Source organism: Amnibacterium soli (assembly GCF_039544415.1).
In the GTDB taxonomy this organism is placed as follows: domain Bacteria; phylum Actinomycetota; class Actinomycetes; order Actinomycetales; family Microbacteriaceae; genus Amnibacterium; species Amnibacterium soli.
Genome location: NZ_BAABLP010000002.1, coordinates 446,442 through 463,951, shown reverse-complemented (window position 1 = coordinate 463,951; position 17,510 = coordinate 446,442). Strand labels below are relative to the sequence as shown.

General features: G+C 75.8%; 16 protein-coding genes. 10 read left to right on the top strand and 6 right to left on the bottom strand.

Annotated elements, in window-relative coordinates; translation table 11 throughout:
- Positions 1-16: 16 nt before the first annotated feature.
- The 3 genes from ABEA53_RS06210 to ABEA53_RS06200 all read right to left on the bottom strand — a co-directional run bounded on the left by ABEA53_RS06210 (position 17) and on the right by ABEA53_RS06200 (position 2,422).
- Positions 17-457 (bottom strand): hypothetical protein, encoded by a 441-nt coding sequence (locus tag ABEA53_RS06210; protein WP_345480165.1) that lies wholly within the window; start codon positions 455-457, stop codon positions 17-19.
- A gap of 93 nt (positions 458-550) precedes the next feature.
- Complete coding sequence (locus ABEA53_RS06205) at positions 551-1,453, bottom strand: NADP-dependent oxidoreductase (RefSeq protein WP_345480164.1); 903 nt, start codon at positions 1,451-1,453, stop codon at positions 551-553.
- 24 nt (positions 1,454-1,477) lie between these two features.
- Positions 1,478-2,422 carry a hypothetical protein gene (locus ABEA53_RS06200; RefSeq protein WP_345480163.1) on the bottom strand — a complete coding sequence of 315 codons (945 nt, stop codon included), beginning with the start codon at positions 2,420-2,422 and terminating at the stop codon, positions 1,478-1,480.
- A gap of 108 nt (positions 2,423-2,530) precedes the next feature.
- Between ABEA53_RS06200 and ABEA53_RS06195 the strand changes: the two genes are divergently transcribed.
- The 9 genes from ABEA53_RS06195 to ABEA53_RS06155 all read left to right on the top strand — a co-directional run bounded on the left by ABEA53_RS06195 (position 2,531) and on the right by ABEA53_RS06155 (position 12,481).
- Complete coding sequence (locus ABEA53_RS06195) at positions 2,531-3,646, top strand: sensor histidine kinase (protein ID WP_345480162.1); 1,116 nt, start codon at positions 2,531-2,533, stop codon at positions 3,644-3,646.
- Complete coding sequence (locus ABEA53_RS06190) at positions 3,643-4,296, top strand: response regulator (protein ID WP_345480161.1); 654 nt, start codon at positions 3,643-3,645, stop codon at positions 4,294-4,296. The genes ABEA53_RS06195 and ABEA53_RS06190 overlap by 4 nt, the downstream gene beginning before the upstream one ends.
- Positions 4,297-4,329: 33 nt before the next feature.
- Positions 4,330-5,655 (top strand): chorismate-binding protein, encoded by a 1,326-nt coding sequence (locus ABEA53_RS06185; RefSeq protein WP_345480160.1) that lies wholly within the window; start codon positions 4,330-4,332, stop codon positions 5,653-5,655.
- An 86-nt stretch (positions 5,656-5,741) separates the two neighbouring features.
- A complete protein-coding gene (locus ABEA53_RS06180) occupies positions 5,742-7,208 on the top strand; it encodes a SulP family inorganic anion transporter (RefSeq protein WP_345480159.1) in 1,467 nt (488 codons plus the stop codon).
- A gap of 108 nt (positions 7,209-7,316) precedes the next feature.
- Positions 7,317-7,880, top strand: coding sequence for a PadR family transcriptional regulator (locus ABEA53_RS06175; RefSeq protein ID WP_345480158.1), 564 nt, complete (start codon positions 7,317-7,319; stop codon positions 7,878-7,880).
- Between the two features lie 2 nt (positions 7,881-7,882).
- Positions 7,883-9,406 (top strand): MFS transporter, encoded by a 1,524-nt coding sequence (locus ABEA53_RS06170; protein ID WP_345480157.1) that lies wholly within the window; start codon positions 7,883-7,885, stop codon positions 9,404-9,406.
- A gap of 45 nt (positions 9,407-9,451) precedes the next feature.
- Entirely contained in the window at positions 9,452-10,480 is a 1,029-nt protein-coding gene (locus ABEA53_RS06165; RefSeq protein WP_345480155.1) for an NADP-dependent oxidoreductase, read from the top strand.
- Positions 10,477-11,088, top strand: a complete 612-nt coding sequence (locus ABEA53_RS06160; protein ID WP_345480154.1) for a phosphatase PAP2 family protein — start codon at positions 10,477-10,479, stop codon at positions 11,086-11,088. Before ABEA53_RS06165 ends, ABEA53_RS06160 begins: the two co-directional genes overlap by 4 nt.
- A 22-nt stretch (positions 11,089-11,110) precedes the next feature.
- Positions 11,111-12,481, top strand: coding sequence for an ADP-ribosylglycohydrolase family protein (locus tag ABEA53_RS06155; protein WP_345480153.1), 1,371 nt, complete (start codon positions 11,111-11,113; stop codon positions 12,479-12,481).
- Positions 12,482-12,500: 19 nt separating this feature from the next.
- Here the strand turns inward: ABEA53_RS06155 and ABEA53_RS06150 are convergent, their stop codons facing one another.
- Positions 12,501-13,574, bottom strand: coding sequence for a threonine aldolase family protein (locus tag ABEA53_RS06150; RefSeq protein WP_345480152.1), 1,074 nt, complete (start codon positions 13,572-13,574; stop codon positions 12,501-12,503).
- 31 nt (positions 13,575-13,605) lie between these two features.
- Positions 13,606-14,760, bottom strand: coding sequence for an alpha-hydroxy-acid oxidizing protein (locus ABEA53_RS06145; protein WP_345480151.1), 1,155 nt, complete (start codon positions 14,758-14,760; stop codon positions 13,606-13,608).
- Positions 14,761-14,915: 155 nt separating this feature from the next.
- Between ABEA53_RS06145 and ABEA53_RS06140 the strand changes: the two genes are divergently transcribed.
- Positions 14,916-15,836 (top strand): NAD-dependent epimerase/dehydratase family protein, encoded by a 921-nt coding sequence (locus tag ABEA53_RS06140; RefSeq protein WP_345480150.1) that lies wholly within the window; start codon positions 14,916-14,918, stop codon positions 15,834-15,836.
- Between the two features lie 66 nt (positions 15,837-15,902).
- Here ABEA53_RS06140 and ABEA53_RS06135 read toward each other — a convergent pair whose 3' ends face one another.
- A complete protein-coding gene (locus ABEA53_RS06135) occupies positions 15,903-17,429 on the bottom strand; it encodes an MFS transporter (protein WP_345480149.1) in 1,527 nt (508 codons plus the stop codon).
- Between the last annotated feature and the right edge of the window lie 81 nt (positions 17,430-17,510).

The following is a 17,510-nucleotide window of genomic DNA, read 5'->3' as shown; positions in this document are numbered from 1 at the left end:
CGGGCGGCCGCGCCGATCACGCCGTCAGGTCGCGGGAGGCGAGCAGCAGGCGCACCGCCTCCTCGTCGCTCCAGCCGAAGTCGACGAGCCACGGCCAGTCCGCCCAGAGCACCGGGTCGAACGCGCGGATCGAGTGCACCGGCCAGCGCGGGTCGGGCTCGTTGTCGGGGTGCCCCGGCAGCTCGATCGCCGGGATCGCGTCGAGGGTGCGGTGCAGGCGGTCGTAGAGCTCGGGCGTGAAGCCCGCGTCCTCCGCCTCCCGCGCCCGCTCCGCCCAGTCGGCGAGCCCGGCGGGCCTCCCCTCCTGCAGTGCGGTGGTCAGCAGCCACATGGCGGTCGCGCCCGGCCAGCTCGGCCAGTGGACGCGGAGCACGCGCGTCCACTCCACCGCGCGCTCGCGGGTGAACCCCTCCCAGAGGGACTCGGACCCGCTCTGGTGGTAGACGAAGTCGCTCATCGGCGCTCTGCTCCTGCTGTCGGTCCGCTGCCGTCGGTCCGGGTCCTCAGGCTCGCACCCGCGACCGACAGCGGCCCGTGCGTCGGCGGCGGGTCAGCGGTGGACCTCGACGACGGCGCGGCCGCGGCCGTGGCCCTCCTTGCTCACGCGCTGGGCCTCCGGCGTCTGCTCGAGCGGGTACGTCTCCTCGACGATCATCCGCAGCGCGCCCGACTCCATGAGCGCCGCGGCCTCGCGCAGCGCGGCCGCCTTGTCGCCGCCGCCGAACGTCGTCCTCGCGCCGTGCTCGGTCGCGGACGCGTCGGCGATCGACACGACGCGCGACGGGTCGCCCGTCAGCTCGATCAGCTGCGGGATCACGCCCGCGCCGGCGAGGTCGGCGGCGACGTTCACCTCGGCGACCGCGAGGTCGCGCACGCGCTGCACCCAGCCGTCGTCGTAGGTGGTCGACAGGGCGCCGAGCGCCTGCACGTACTCCTGGTTCGCGGCGCCGGCGACGCCGATCACGATGAGGCCGCGGGCGCGCGCCAGCTGGATCAGCGCGGTGCCGACGCCGCCCGCGGCGCCGGAGATCACGAGCGTGTCGCCCTGCCGCGCCGCCACGGCGTCGAGCACCCGCACGGCGGTGTCCACCGGCACGGGCGCGGCGGCGCCCTCGTCGAACGGCACGTGCCGGGGCAGCTCCGCCCAGGCGGTCAGCACCGCGTACTCGGCGAACGTCGCCGGGCCCGAGCCGAAGACGCGGTCGCCGACCCGCACGTCCGTCACGCCCTCGCCGACCTCGTCGACCACGCCCGCGGCGTCGATGCCGACGATCTGCGGCGCCGTGAGCGGGCCCTTCGCCATGAGCCCCTCGCGGCGCTTCCAGTCGGCGGCGTTCACCCCGGCGGCGTGCACCCGGATGCGGATGCGGCCGGGACCCGCGTGCGGCTCCTCGACCTCCGCGATCTCCAGGACCTCGGGGCCGCCGAACCGCTCGAACTGCACTGCACGCATGCCGACATCCTGCCGTGCGCCGGCTCAGAGCCGCTCGACGGCGGCCGAGTGCCGGCCGGACACCAGCACGACCGCGGTCCCCGCGGCGACCGCCAGCAGGAGCGCCGCCGCGACCGCGAGGGTGAGCGCGTCCGGCGACAGCAGCGCCTGCCCGCGGAGCGCCTGCCAGGTGGTCAGGAGCAGCAGACCGCCGTAGCCGCCGCCCGCGACGGCGAGCATGCGGGTGCGGACCCGCTCGGGCAGCGGGAGGCGCGCCAGCAGGAAGGCGAGGAGCGGCAGCACCTGCAGGGCGTGGAGGCCGAGGAAGTGGCCGATCCGCAGGTCCCCGTGGAGGGTGCTCCAGCCGGTGAGGGGGAGGCCCGGGCCGCCGTCGACGCCGCCGACGGTGTGCCCGCCCGCGTCGTGCCAGCGGGAGTTCACCGTCATCAGCACGGCCTCGGCCATGCCCGCGAGGGACACGAGGAGCCCCCAGCGCATGCCCGCCGCGATCGTGCGGTCGACGCCGCGGGTCCGCAGCACGAGCACGGCGCCGATCGCGGTCACGACGAACACGGTGGAGATGAGGCCGCCCATCCCGAGGTAGACGACGGTGTCGAACGGGGTCGACTCGTTGAAGTGGCTCGTGGTGCCGCGGAGCACCTGCACGTCGATGGCGACGAGCTCCGCCGTCAGCGCGACCAGCATCACGGTCGCCAGGACCGCGAGCAGCCGGCGGCGGTCGGTCACGACGCCGAGCATCCAGCGGATCGCGACGAGGTACAGCAGCACCGAGACGCCGAACTTCGCCGGCTTCAGCCAGGCGGGCGCGCCCTCGATCGACCTCGGGTCCACGACGAGGCCGATCAGGGCGACCGCGAGCGCGACCGCGCCGACCCCGATCGCGACGGTCAGGAGGCGGCGGTGCGCGGGCGGCGGGAGGGGAGCGGGCGCGGCGTCGGGAGGCGGGGCGAGCAGCGGAGCGGCGGTCATGGCCGCCAGCCTCCGCGGGCGGCGCACCGCCCGCATCGGACCGCGGGGCCGGCCCCCTCCGCCCGCGGGACGAGGCGGCGCGGCCCCGGGATGCGCCACGCTGGCCCCATGGCGGCGAGGACCGGGGAGACGACCCACGCGGCGACGACCGACCGCATCTACGCGGCCGTCGCGCTGGTCGCCGCGGTGCTGGCGCTCGTGGAGTCCACGACGCCGCCCTGGCGGGTCGCCGCGGTCGCCGTCGCCCTCGTGCCGTGGGCGCTCGTCGTCGCGCGCCGCGAGCCGCCCGCGTGGCTCTTCCTGGTGCTCGCGGTGCTGCCGGTGGTGCCGGTGGTCATCGTGGGCGACGTCGGCGTCGTGCTCTTCATGACGACCGCGGCGCTCAGCCGGTTCGCGAGCCGCAGCGTCGACCTCCGGGTCCTGGCCGCGGTCGTGCTCGCGGTGGCGGCCGTGCCGTTCGTGCCCGCGCTGGTCCGGGACCACGCGCCGAACGGCGCCGGGTACTTCGCGTTCGGCGACGTGTTCGGCGCGCTCGTCGGGCTGCTCGTCTGGCGCACGGACCGGCTCGCCGCCCGGCTGCGGGAGGCGGACGCGGACCTCGCGGCGGCGCGGGCGCGGGAGGAGCGCCAGCGCATCGCCCGGGACGTGCACGACCTGGTCGCGCACTCGCTGACCGTCGTCGTGCTGCACGTCGGCGGCGCCCGCCGGGTGCTGCGCGCGGATCCCGCCGCGGCCGAGGCGGCCCTCGCCGACGCCGAGCGGGTCTGCCGGGAGAGCCTCGACGGCATCCGCGGCGTCGTCGGCCTGCTGCGCGACCCGGACGCGCGGCAGGGCGTCTCGCTCGACCTCGCCGAGCTGGTCGGCACCTACCGGGCCGCGGGCGTCGCCGTCGCGTCGAGGATCGAGGGCGATGCCGCGGCGCTGCCGCTCGCGACCCGCGTCGTGCTCTACCGGGTGGTGCAGGAGGCGCTCGCGAACGCCGCGCGGCACGCGCCGCCCGGCGGAGCGGTGACGGTGGCCGTCCGCGTCGCCGCAGAGGCGGCGCACGTGCGCGTGGAGAACCCGCACGGCGAGCGCCGGCCCTCCGCGGGCGGCTTCGGTCTCGCCGGGCTGCGCGAGCAGGTCGCCGCGGTCGGCGGCGACCTCACCGGCGGGCCGGACGCCGGCTCCTGGGTGCTGGACTGCCGCCTCCCGGTCGTCCGGCACGCGGCGGCGAGCGCGTGAGCGCCCTGCGGGTCGTGCTGGCCGACGACCAGGCGATGGTGCGGTCGGGGCTGTCGCTGGTGCTCGGCGCGGAGCCGGACGTCGTCGTGGTCGCCGAGTGCGCCGACGGCGCCGCCGCGGTCGTCGCCGCCGGGCGCTTCGCCCCGGACCTCGTGCTGATGGACGTCCGCATGCCCGGCGTCGACGGGCCGGAGGCGACGCGGCGCCTGCGCGCGACGCCGGGCGCGCCTCCGGTGCTCGCGCTCACCACCTTCGACGACGACGAGGTGCTGTGGGCCGCGATCGACGCGGGCGCCGAGGGCTTCGTGCTGAAGGACAGCCCGGCCGAGTCGCTCGTGCTCGCGGTGCGGGCGGTCGCGGCCGGAGGCTCGTGGCTCGACCCGCGCGTGCTGCCGCGCGTGCTCGCCCGCGCCCGCGCGGGCGGACGCCCCGGGACCGGCAGGGCGGCGCTCGCCCGGCTGACCCCGCGGGAGACGGAGGTGCTGCAGCGGATGTGCCGCGGCGAGAGCAACCCGGAGATCGCGGCCGGGCTGGCGATGGGGGAGCGGACCGTGAAGACGCACGTCTCCGCGATCCTGGCCAAGCTCGGCGCCCGCGACCGGGTCGGCGCCGTCGTCGCGGCGCTGGACGCGGGCGTCGGGCGCGACTGAGCCGCGGCCGGGGCGCGCGCTACCGTGCCGGACGTGGTCCCCGCCCTGCGCATCGAGCTGCCGGGGCCCGTGGACGCCGCCGTCGCGTTCCGCGCGCTCGCGGAGCGGCACCCGCACCTCGTGTGGGCCGACCGCCCCGCCGGTGGGCCCGCCTTCCTCGGCGTCGCGCTCGCCGAGCCGGTGGTCGTCGCCGAGCCGGCGCCGGACGCCTTCGCCGCGCTGCTCGACCGGCTCCGCGCCGGGCTGCCCGCGGGCGTCGCGTCCCCGCACCTCGGCTGGTGGGGCTGGTTCGGCTACGAGCTCGGGGCGGCGGCCGACCGGGTGCCGGCCGCGGCCGCGGCCGCGCCTGCCGCGGCCTTCCTCCTCGCCGAGGTCGGCGTCGAGCTCGGCGCCGCCGCGACGGTCGTCGCGCTGCCGCACCGGCGGGCGGAGGCGGAGGCGCTCGCGGCCCTGCTCGCGCCGCTCGCCGGCGCGCCCGCGCCGGCGCCCAGGGAGCCCGCGGCGCCGACCTGGCGGTGGCGGCACGAGCGCGGCGCCTACCTCGAGCGCATCGACCGCTGCCTCGCCGCGATCACCGCGGGCGACGCGTACCAGCTGTGCCTCACGAACCGCATCACGGCGGACCTGCCGGCGCCGCTCGACCCCGTCGACGTGCTGCTGCGCCTGCGCGACGACGCGCCGCTCGCCGGCGCGGGCGTCGTGCGGATCGCGGGCTGGACGCTGGTGTCGGCGAGCCCCGAGACCGCGCTCGTGATCGACGCCGAGGGCCGCGCGACGAGCCGGCCGATCAAGGGCACGCGGCCGCGCGACCCCGACCCGCAGCGCGACCGCGCGCTCGCGGCGGCCCTGCGCGAGGACGAGAAGGAGCGCGCCGAGAACCTGATGATCGTCGACCTCGTGCGCAACGACCTCGCCCGGGTCGCCCGCACGGGCTCGGTCGCCGTGCCCGAGCTCCTCGTCGTCGAGTCGTACCAGGCGGTGCACCAGCTCGTGTCGACGATCACCGCGGAGGTGGTGGGGGAGCCGCTGGCGGCGGTGCGCTCCCTGCTGCCCGTCGGGTCGATGACCGGCGCGCCGAAGCACGCCGCGATGCGCCTGCTCGCCGAGCTGGAGGCGGGACCGCGCGACGTCTACGCCGGCGCCTGGGGGCGCCTCGGCGTCGACGGCACGATCGCGCTCGCGGTCGTGATCCGCAGCGTGCTGCTGCACGGCACGACCGCGACGATCGGCACCGGCGGCGGCATCACGATCCTGTCCGACCCGGCGGCGGAGTGGCGGGAGCTCGAGCTGAAGGCGACCTGCGCGCTCGCCGCCATCGGGGTGCGCGACCCCTTCCCCTCCGCCCGGCTGCGCCGCTGAGGCGGTCGGCGGCCCGATACTGGAGGTCCCGGTCCGCGACGACCGGGCCGGCGGACCGCCCGCCGTGCCCGATCGGACGGAGAGCCGTGCCCCAATCCCTCCGCGTCCTCGACGTGCTGCGCTCGCCCCGGCTGCTGACGCGGGAGGCGCTCGCCGGCGTCGTCACGACGCTCGCGCTCGTGCCCGAGGTCATCTCCTTCTCCGTGATCGCGGGCGTCGACCCGCGCGTGAGCCTCGTCGCCTCCGTCGCGCTGCTCGCGATCACGACGGTGCTCGGCGGCCGTCCCGCGATGGTCACCGCCGCGGCCGGCTCCGTCGCCCTGGTGATCGCGCCGCTGGTGCACGCCCACGGCACCGGGTACGTGCTTCCCGCGGTGCTGCTCGGCGGCCTGGTGCAGGTGCTGTTCGGCGTGCTCGGGCTCGCCCGGCTGATGCGGTTCGTGCCGCGCAGCGTGATGCTCGGGTTCGTCAACGCCCTGGGCGTGCTGATCTTCGCGGCGCAGGTGCCGCACCTGCTCGACGTGCCGTGGGTCGTCTACCCGCTCTTCGCGCTCACCCTCGCGGTCGTGCTGCTGCTGCCGCGCCTGACGACGGCCGTGCCCGCGGCGCTGGTCGCGATCGTGCTGGTGACGCTGATCGCGGTGCTCGGCGGCCTGCACGTGCCGACGGTCGGGGACGAGGGGGAGGTGTCCGGCGGCCTGCCCGGCCTCACCGCCTTCACCGTGCCGCTCAACGCGGCGACGCTCGCGATCGTCTGGCCGACCGCGCTCAGCGTCGCGTTCGTCGGGCTGCTCGAGACCCTGCTCACCGCGAAGCTCGTCGACCGCATCACCGACACCCCGTCCCGGAAGAACCGCGAGTCCTGGGGCCTCGGCGTCGCGAACATCGGCGCCGGGCTCTGGGGCGGCATCGGCGGCTGCGCGATGATCGGCCAGACGCTCGTGAACGTGAAGGCCGGCGGCGGGCGCACCCGCGTCTCCACGGGCGTCGCGGCGGTCTTCCTCCTGGGCCTGCTCACCGCGCTCGGCCCGGTGCTCGCCGTCATCCCGATGGTCGCGCTCGCTGCCGTGATGATGGTCGTCGCCGTGACCACCGTCGACTGGCACAGCCTGCGGCCGGCGACGCTGCGGCGGATGCCCGTGCCCGAGACCGCGGTGATGGTGCTCACCGTCGCCGTGGTGCTGCTGACGAACAACCTCGCGCTCGGCGTCGGGGTCGGCGTCCTGCTCGCGATGGTGCTGTTCGCCCGCCGCGTCGCGCACGTGACGCAGGTCGACCGCGTCGTGGCGGGGGACATCGCGCGGTACACGGTGCGCGGACCGCTCTTCTTCGGCAGCAGCAACGACCTGGTCGACCGCTTCGCGGTGGCGGAGGACCCGGAGGAGGCCGTCGTCGACCTCACCCACGCGCAGGTGTGGGACGCCTCCACGGTGGCCGCGCTCGACGCGATCGAGCAGCGCTACGCCGACCACGGCCGACGGGTGCGCTTCGAGGGCCTGGACGAGCGCAGCACCGACTTCCACGCGCGCCTCACGGGCCGCCTCGGCGGCTGACCGCGTCCAGGAGTCGCCGCTTCGAGCGTCTTCCAGGCTCCAGGACGTGTCCGAACCGGCGGCCTCCCGCTCATCCGTTCTCAGGACTAGTCGTGCGAGACTGATCCCGTGTCCTCCATCCGCGTCTTCCTGCTCGGCGCCCTCGCCGAGCGCGGGCCGATGCACGGGCACCAGCTGCGCCTGCTCGCCGAGAAGGAGCACGTCCACATGTGGACCGACTTCCACGTCGGCGGCATCTACGGCGCGCTGAAGCGGCTGCTCGCGGAGGAGCTCGTCGAGCCCGTCCGCACCGAGCGCGACGGCGCCCGGCCCGAGCGGCAGATCGTGTCGATCACCGACGCCGGACGGCGGGCCTTCGACGCCCTCCGGCTCGAGACGCTGACGAGCTTCTCCCTGCGACCCGACCCCTTCGACCTCGCGCTCGCGCGCGTGGGCAAGGACCTCGTGTCCGACCTCCCCGGCATCCTGCAGGCCCGACGCGCGGAGGTCGCCGCCGCGGCGGACCACCACGCCGAGCGCCTGCAGCACGTCGACCAGTACCTGACCGTCGCCGAGCAGCACGTGATGCGCCACCAGAACCACCGCCTGCAGGCGGAGCTCGACTGGCTCGACACCGTGCTCGCCGACCTGCCCGCCATCGTCGAAGACGAGACGACCCGAGAGGCCGACTGACCATGACCGACTCCGCACCCGCCATGGGCACGATCCAGGTGGCGCCCCGCCGCGCCTGGATCGCGTTCGCCGTGGTCCTCGTGGGCGCCGCGATGTCCCTGATCGACGCCACGATCGTGAACGTCGCGCTGCCGTCGATCCGCACGAGCATCGACGCCTCCGAGGCGACGCTCTCCTGGATCATCTCCGGCTACGCGCTCGCCTTCGGCCTCGCGCTGATCCCCGCCGGCCGCGTCGGCGACCGGTTCGGCCACAAGTGGGTCTTCTTCACCGGCCTGGCGCTGTTCACCGCCGCCAGCGTCGCGTGCGGGCTCTCGACCTCCGACGGCCAGCTGATCGTCTCGCGGGTCGTCCAGGGCCTCGCGGGCGGCATCTACCTGCCCGCCGTCTCCGCGTACATCCAGCTGCTGTTCTCCGGCCGCGTCCGCGGCAAGGCCTTCGCGATCTTCGGCGCCGTGCTCGGCGTGTCCTCCGCCATCGGCCCCGTGCTCGGCGGTCTGCTGATCCAGGCCTTCGGCAACGAGGAGGGCTGGCGCTGGGTCTTCTACGTCAACCTGCCCATCGGCATCGTCGCCCTGATCGCCGCCGCGATCCTCGTGCCGAACAGCCCGAAGCAGGCGTCGGCGGCCAACGGCGTGGACGTCGTCGGCCTGCTGCTCGTCTCGGGCGCGCTGACCGCGATCCTCGTGCCGCTCATCGAGGGCCAGGACCAGGACTGGCCGGTCTGGACGTACGTCTCGCTCGCCGGCGGCGTCGTGCTGCTCGTGCTGTTCGGGCTCTGGGAGCGCCGTGTCGTCGCCCGGGGCCGCACCGCGCTCGTGCCGCCGCACCTGTTCAGCCACGCGGCGTTCACCGCGGGCACGTTCCTCGCACTGGTCTACTTCGCGGCGTTCGTCAGCATCTTCTTCTCGATCTCGCTGCTCTGGCAGGCGGGGCTCGGCCACACCGCCCTCGAGTCGGGCCTGGTCTCGATCCCGTTCGCGTTCGGCAGCATCATCGGCGCCTCGCAGAGCACCCGCCTCGCGATGCGGTTCGGCCGCACCGTGCTGATCATGGGCACCGGCCTCGTCGCCCTCGGGCTGCTCGGGGTGTGGCTCGTGCTGCTCCTGGTCCCGTCCGCCGACCTGACGAACTGGGACCTGCTCGGCCCGCTGCTCGTCGCCGGCTTCGGCAGCGGCCTGTTCATCGCCCCGAACGTGCAGTTCATCGTCGCGACGGTCGACCCCGCGGAGGCGGGCGCGGCCAGCGGCGTGATCTCGACGATGCAGCGCATCGGCTCCGCGATCGGCATCGCGGTGATCGGCAGCGTGTTCTTCGGCAACTTGCGCATCCCGACCGACCGCCGCCCGTCGGCGACCGACATCGCGAACGCGTTCGGCGACAGCGCCAGCGCGGCCCTGCTCGTGAGTGCCGCCTTCGCGGTCGTCGCCTTCCTGCTGGTGTTCACGCTGCCGAAGGCGGTCGGGCGCGGCCACGGCCGGGCGCCGCAGCAGCAGCCGGCCGGGGAGAGCGTCCCCAGCGCCTGACAATCGTACGGGCGGCGGCTCAGCCGCCGCCCGTACGGTCGGACGGTGAGCACCTCCGACGCCGGCAGCACCCAGATCCACCTCGCGCACCGCCCCACCGGCTGGCCGACGCACGACGACTTCCGCACCGTCGTCGTCGACCTGCCCGAGCTGCAGCCCGGCGAGGTGCGGGTCCGGAACGAGCTGCTGTCCGTCGACCCGTACATGCGCGGGCGGATGAACGCGGGCCGCAGCTACGTGCCGCCGTACGAGCTGGACGAGGTCATGACCGGCGCCGCGATCGGCCGCGTCGTCGCCTCCCGCGCCGACGGGCTGCAGGAGGGCGACGTCGTCACCCACCAGCTCGGCTGGCGCGACGTCGCGCAGGGCCCGGCCGGCGAGTTCCGCGCCGTGCCGGAGGTGCCCGGCGTGCCGCTGTCCGCGCACCTCGGCCTGCTCGGCGTCACCGGCTTCACCGCCTGGCTCGGCCTGACGCGCATCGCGGAGCTGCGGGAGGGGGACGTCGTGTTCGTCTCGGGCGCCGCGGGCGCGGTGGGCTCGGTCACGGGCCAGATCGCGAAGCTGAAGGGCGCCGCCCGCACCATCGGCTCCGCCGGCGGCCCGGAGAAGCAGCGGCTGCTCACCGAGCGGTTCGGCTACGACGTCGCCCTCGACTACAAGGCGTCGCCGATCCGCGAGCAGCTCGTCGCGGCGACCGGCACCGCGCAGGGCGAGGGCATCGACGTCTACTTCGACAACGTCGGCGGCGACCACCTGGAGGCCGCGCTCGAGGTCTTCAACGACGGCGGCCGGGCGGCGCTCTGCGGCGCCATCGCCGGGTACAACGAGGCGCAGCGGACCCCCGGCCCCGACAACCTGTGGCACGTGATCACCCGCGGGCTGACCCTCCGCGGCTTCACCGTGCCGACCTGGTTCCGCTTCTTCCCCGACTTCGTCGCCGAGGTCGGGCCGTGGGTCGCGGAGGGGCGGGTCGTCTCGGACGAGACGGTGCGCGAGGGCATCGACGGCGCGGTCGACGCGTTCCTCGACCTGATGCGGGGCGCCAACACGGGGAAGATGCTCGTCCGCCTGTGATCCCGCTCACGCGTCGCGGCCGCATCGCGCTCGGCGCCGCCGGGACCGCCGGCGTCGTCGCGTGCTCCGCCGCCGCGGTGGTCGTGCGCGGGCTGACCGGCGTGCCCGGCCTCGCGATCGACGCGGACTGGGCCCGCTTCGTCGACGCCCATCAGCAGCCGGTGGTCGTCGGCGCGTCGCGGGTGCTCGCCGCGCTCGGCGGCGCCCCGCTGTCGGTCGGCGTCGCGGTCGCGGTGGCGGCGCTGCTGTGGTGGCGTCGCGGGATCCGCAGCGCCGTCGCGTTCGTCCTCGCGGCGGCCGTCGACGAGGCGCTCGTCACCGCGCTGAAGTTCTTCGACCAGCGCCCGGGACCGAGCGGCGCGGTGTTCGAGGACCGCGGCTCCTTCCCCTCGGGCCACACCGCCTACGCGGCGGTCATCGCCGTGGTGCTGGCGCTCACCACCCGGCGACCCGCGCTGCGCGTCTTCGCGCTCGCGCTGATCCCGGTGATGGCGCTCAGCCGCACCGTCGTCGACGCGCACTGGCTGACCGACACCGCGGCCGGCGCGCTGTGCGGCGCGGGCGTCGCGGCGGTCGTGGTCGCCCTGCTGGCGCCCCGCCGACCCTGAGGCGGATGCCAGAGTGGTGCCGATGGATCAGCGCATCGAGGACCGGGCGGCCGGGGCCGTGCTCGCATCGGCCTGCGGCGACGCGCTCGGCGCCGGCTACGAGTTCGGGCCGCCCCTGCAGCAGCTCGTGCCCGTGCGGATGCGCGGCGGCGGCTCCCTGGGCTGGGCGCCGGGGGAGTGGACCGACGACACGTCGATGGCCGTGCCGATCCTCCGCGTCGTCGCGCGGGGCGTGCCGCTCGACGGCGCCGCGCTCGACGAGGTCGCGGCGGCCTGGATCGACTGGTCCAAGGAGGCGCCGGACGTCGGCAACCAGACGCGGGTCGTGTGCGACGCGGCCCACGACCGGACGGCCGACGCCTTGGCGGAGTCCGCGCGCGCCTTCGCGGCCGCGCACCCGAACTCGGCCGGCAACGGCTCCCTGATGCGCACGACGCCGGTCGCGCTCGCGCACCTCGACGACCTGCCGAACCTCGTCGCGGCCGCCCGCCGCGTCAGCGCGCTCACCCACGCGGATCCGCTCGCGGGCGACGCGTGCGTCCTGTGGTCCCTGGCGATCCGCTCCGCGATCATGACGGGCGACCCGGCGATCCGGTCCGGGCTCGGCGCCCTGCCGCGGGACCGGCGGGAGTACTGGTCGAGCCTGATCGACGAGGCGGAGGAGCGGCGTCCCGCCGACTTCACAAAGAACGGCTGGGCGGGCGCCGCCCTGCAGGGCGCCTGGTCGGCGGTCACCCACGGCACCGGCGTGCAGGACGTGCTCGAGCGCGCGGTCCGCGGCGGGAACGACACCGACACCGTCGCGGCGATCGCGGGCGGCGTGATCGGGGCGATGGAGGGGGCGAGCGGCGTGCCCGACGCCTGGCGGCGGATGGTGCACGGCTGGCCCGGCCTCACCGCCGACGACCTCGTCGAGATGGCCGTCGCCGCCGTCCGGGCGCGCCACACGGCGACGACCGCGAGCCCGGAGCACGTGCTGCTCGACGCGGTCCGCGTCCTGCACGGCCGCGGGTACGAGGCGCTGATCGTGCTCCCCGCCTTCTCCGCCACCGGGCACTGGCGGTGCCTCCTGCTCGGCGCGTCCGGTGCGGAGTACCTCGCGTACACCGACGCGCGGCAGTGGGACCTGCTCGACGACGGCCGGGTCGACCCGATCGGCGCGGAGGAGCTCGCGGACCGGCTGCTCGCCGTGCGGCCCGATCTGGAGCAGGAGCGCCGCCCCGCCGCCGCCTACCGCTTCTGGTACGCCGCACTGCTGGAGCACGCGGGGGACCGGCTGCCGTACACGAGCGACGACTACCAGTCCCCGGTCGACGAGGGCCGGGTCGGACTCACCGGTACCGCCGGTCCCGGCCTGCTCGGCGGCTCCTTCCCCCTCCCGCCCGCCGTCTGACCTCATCGCGGCGGCCGGGTCAGCAGGTGACGAGCTCCCCGAGCAGCGCGGCGACCTCCTCGGGCGGGAGGCGCAGGGTCGCGTCGCCGATCGACAGCTCGGTGCGCAGCACCCGCGGGTCGCCGGTGGGCGAGGCGCCGCGGAGGGTCCAGACGCCGTCGCGCTCGGCGACGCGGCGCACGTTCGCGTCGAGGACCGCCTCCGGCACGTCGAGCAGCAGGTGGAGCATCGGCGTCTGCGGCGGGTCGGGCACGACCGTGACGCCCGGCACGTCGGCGAACGCCGCCGCGATCGCGCGGGCGTGCTCGAGGTAGCGCGGCATCAGCGGCAGCCGCTTGCGCAGGTTCGTCAGCGCGGACGCGGCGGCGGGCCACAGCCCGTACAGGGTGCCGCCGAGCCGCCGGCGCCACTCCCGCACCTGCGCGACCGTCTCCTCGTCGCCGGCGAGGCAGCAGCCGGCGAGGGCGCCGATGCCCTTGTAGAACGAGACGTAGACCGTGTCGAACAGCGCGGCGAGCTCGGCCGGTGGGCGGTCGTACCCGGCCGACGCCTCCCACAGCCGCGCGCCGTCGCAGTGCACGGCGGCGCCCCGCCCTCGAGCCCACTCGGTCTGGGCGACGAGGTCGTCCCAGGCGGGCAGCTGCCCGCCGATCTCCCGCTGAGGCAGCTCGAGCAGCAGGGCGGCCGGCGGCTCCGCGACGGCCTCGAGGTCCTCGAGCGTCAGGAGGCGGTCCGCGGCGCCGACCGCGCGGCCGAGCAGGTGCTGCACCCGCTCGAGCGCGCCGTCCTCGTGCACGGCGAGGTGGCAGGTCGGGTGGTACAGCACCGTGCCCCGCCCGGCGCGGTCGGCGTGCACGCGGAGCGCGGCCTGCTGCGCCATGATCCCGCTCGGCAGGAACACGGCGGCGGGCTTCCCGAGCAGCGCGGCGACCTCGGCCTCGAGCTCGGCGACCACGCCGCCCGCGCCGTAGCGGTCGACGGCCGTGTCCGCGGGGATGTCCGCGAGCGCATCGGCGGCACGGACCGGGCCGTGCCCGGCGAGGAAGCGGTCGCAGCGGTCGCGGAGCGCGTCCGCCTCGGTCTCGGTCAGCACGCGGTCGAGCGTGCCAGGCGGCGGCTGGGTCTCAGCGGCGCCGGATCTCGCCGCGCAGGGCGGCGATGTCGCGGTAGCCGTCGACGGCCATGGTGAGGTCCGCCTCCGCCAGCAGGGAGCGGACGACGTGCTCGACGCCGCGCTGCCCGGCGGCCGCGAGCCCGTGCACGTACGGTCGCCCGACGGCGACCGCCGTCGCCCCGAGCCCGAGCGCCTTCACGACGTCGACGCCCGAGCGCACGCCCGAGTCGAACACCACCGGCGCGCCCTCGGCGGCCGCGACGACCGGCTCGAGGCACTCGATCGCCGGGATGCCGCCGTTCGCCTGCCGTCCGCCGTGGTTCGAGCAGACGATGCCGTCCATCCCGCCGTCGAGCGCGCGCTTCGCGTCGTCGGGGTCGCAGATGCCCTTCAGCAGGATCGGGAGGGAGGTCATCGAGCGGAACCACGCCAGGTCGTCCCACGTCATCGTCGGGTTCCCGAACAGCGACGCCCAGAGCCGCACGACGGCCTCGCCGCCGGTGCCGCCGGACTCCGCGAGCAGGGTCCGGAACCGCGGGTCGGTCAGGTAGTTCGCGAGGCACTTCCCCTGCAGCATCGGCAGGTAGGCGCGCTCGAGGTCCCGCGGCCGCCACCCGTTGATCCAGGTGTCGAGCGTGATCACGATCGCGCCGTACCCGGCCGCCTCCGCGCGGTGCACCAGGCTCTCCGCGAGCGCCCGGTCGGCGGGCGGGTAGAGCTGGAACAGGCCCGGGGTGCCGCCCTGCGCCTCCCGCACCGCCTCGAGCGGCGCCTCCGACAGCGTGGAGGCGATCATCGGCACGCCCGTCACGGCCGAGGCGCGGGCGGTCTGCAGGTCGCCGTCCTCCGCGACGACGCCGAGCACGCCGACGGGTGCGAGCAGCAGGGGGCTCGGCAGCCGCATGCCGACGAGGTCGATCGACAGGTCGCGCTCGGCGGCGCCGGCGAGCATCCGCGGCATCAGGCCGAAGCCCTCGAAGGCGGTGACGTTCGCGGTCTGCGTCGACTCGTCGCCCGCGCCGCCGGCGACGTACCCGAGTACCGCCGGATCCATCGCCGCGGAACCGGCGCGCTCCAGCTCCGCGTACGACATCGGCAGGTCGGGCGCGACGCCGGCGACGCCCTGGAGGTAGATGCCGAGCTGGTAGTCGCTGAACGCCGCCATGCCGCTCACCCTGGCACGCCTCGCGGATCCGGTCTTCCGTCGCGGATCCGGAAGGACTGCGCGATACCCCGCAGCGGAGGGCGCGGAGGAGGCGGGCTGCCGGAGCCGACGCGGCAGGGCCAGGATCGGACCGTGGACACCGAGGGAGGCGCGCGATGAGGGTGGTCGTCGCCGGCGCGACCGGGACCATCGGGAGGCCGCTGGTCGAGCAGCTCGTGGCCGCGGGCCACGACGTGGTCGGGATCACCCGCCGCGCCGACGCGGTGAGCCCGCTGTGGGCGGGGGCGATCGTCGCCGACGCGCTCGACCGGGCGGCGCTGCTCGCCGCGTCGGAGGGCGTGCGGGCGGACGCGGTGATCCACGAGCTGACCGCGATCGACGGGCTGCCGCTGCGGCGCCGGGACCTCGACGCGACGAACCGCCTCCGGATCGAGGGCACCTCGAACCTGCTCGGCCTCGCGGCGGCGGTCGGCGCGCACCGCATGGTGACGCAGTCGTTCCTCGGCGGGTACGGGTTCGTCGAGCGCGGTGCCGAGCCGATCGCGGAGGGGGCGCCGTTCGGCGTGCCGAGCGCCGCTCGGCCGGAGGTGCGCCCCGTGGTCGAGGCGCTGAAGGCCGCCGAGCGCCTGACGCGGGCGATGCCCGGCATCGAGGGCGTGAACCTGCGCTACGGCTTCTTCTACGACGCGCGGTCGCTGCGGGCGACGGCAGCGCGGCTGCGCCGCCGGGCCCTGCCGGTGCCGCGGCGGGGCGGCGGCGTCCACTCCTACGTCTGGGTGCCCGACGCGGCGGGCGCGACCGTCGCGGCCCTCGAGCGGGGCGCCGCGGACCAGGCATACAACGTCTGCGACGACCGCCCCGTCGCGTGGAACGACTTCTACGACACCGCGGCCCGGGTGCTCGGCGCGCCCCGCCCCCTCCGCGTGCCGGACGCCGTGTTCCGGGCGACGCCGTACGCGCGGCAGGTGCTGCGCAGCAGCATCCCGATGTCGAACGCCAAGGCCCGGCAGCGGCTCGGCTGGGTCCCGGCCGCGCCGACGATCGAGGAGGGCTTCGCGCTCGCCCTCGGCCGCTGATCCGCCCCTCCGCGGCTCCTCCGCCTGCCGCAGCGGGCGGAGGAGCCGCGGAGCGGCGGGCGTGCGTCAGACGGCGACGGGCTCCGGCGCCGCGGCGGGCGCCTGGACGTGCGCGGTGTGGAGCGCGAGCCCCTGGCTGCGGCGCCGGAAGACGACCGCGGCGAGCACCGCTCCGAAGGCGAAGAAGGCGGCGCACCACCAGTAGGCGGTCGTGTAGCTGTGCACGGCGGCCGCGGCCCCGACCGCCGCGGTGATCGGGCCGTGGTCGGCCAGGTAGTCCGTCGCCGCGGTGGCGGCGAGGGTGTTCAGCAGCGCGGTGCCGATCGAGCCGCCCACCTGCTGGCTCGTGTTCACGAGCGCCCCGGCGACGCCGGCGTACTGCCGGTCGACCCCGAGCGTGGCGGTCTGCATCGACGCGGGCATGATCGTGCCCATCGCGGTGCCCATCAGCATCAGCGGCACGAGCAGGTCGGGCGCGTAGGCGCTGCTCGCGTCGAGCCGCGTGAACAGCACGAGGGCGGTGGCGGCGAGCAGCATGCCGATCGGCACCATCACCTTCGGGCCGAAGCGGGGCACGAGCACGTTCGTGCCGACCTGCGCAGCGAGCACGAGCATGCCGATCATGGGCAGGAACGAGATCCCGGTCCGGATCGGCGTGTAGTGCAGCGTCGTCTCGATGTAGTACGTGACGAACAGGAAGACGCCAAACATGCCGATGCCGGCGATCAGCACGGAGGCGTAGGCGGCGGCCCGGTTCCGGTCGCGCAGGATCGCGAGCGGCAGGAGGGGGTGCGCGGCACGGCGCTGCCAGAGGACGAAGGCGACGCCGAGCGCGACCGCGCCCGCGAGGAAGCCCCACGTGGCAGGGGAGCCCCAGCCGTCCGACTCCGCGTTCGAGAAGCCGTAGACCAGGCCGAACAGGGCGCCGGAGACCAGCAGCGTGCCGGGCACGTCGAGCTTCGGCCGGGGACCGGTGCGCTGCAGGTTCGGCACGAGCAGGATCGCGCCGATCACGGCGACGACCGCGATCACGTCGTTGATGTACAGGTTCCACCGCCAGTCGAAGCTCTCGGTCAGCACCCCGCCGAGCAGCAGGCCGACCGCGCCGCCGGCGCCGGCGAGGGCGCCGAAGACGCCGAACGCGCGGGCCCGCTCCTTCGGGATCGTGAAGGTCGTGGTGAGCACCGCGAGCGCGGTCGGCGCGAGCATCGCGCCGAAGACGCCCTGCAGGGCGCGGGCCGCGACGAGCAGGCCGAAGGTGGAGGCGGCGCCGCCGAGCGCGGAGGCGATCGCGAAGCCGACGAGGCCGATCAGGAACATGCGCTTGCGGCCGACGAGGTCGCCGAGCCGACCGCCGAGCAGCAGCAGGCTGCCGAACGCGAGCGAGTAGGCGGTGACGACCCACTGGCGGTCGGCGTTCGAGAAGCCGAGATCGGCCTGGGCGGCCGGCAGGGCGATGTTCACGACGGTCGCGTCGAGCACGACCATCAGCTGGGCGAGGGCGACGACGGCGAGCGTCCACCAGCGCCGGGAGGACGGGGCCGCGGCGAGCGGCGAGGCCGCGGGCGGGGCGGCCGAGGGGGAGGAGGTCATGGCGGGGAGCATATACGGAACGGAACAGTTCCGGATATGACGCGTTCCAGAACGTGGGCGTGTCGTAAGATGGAGCCCGAT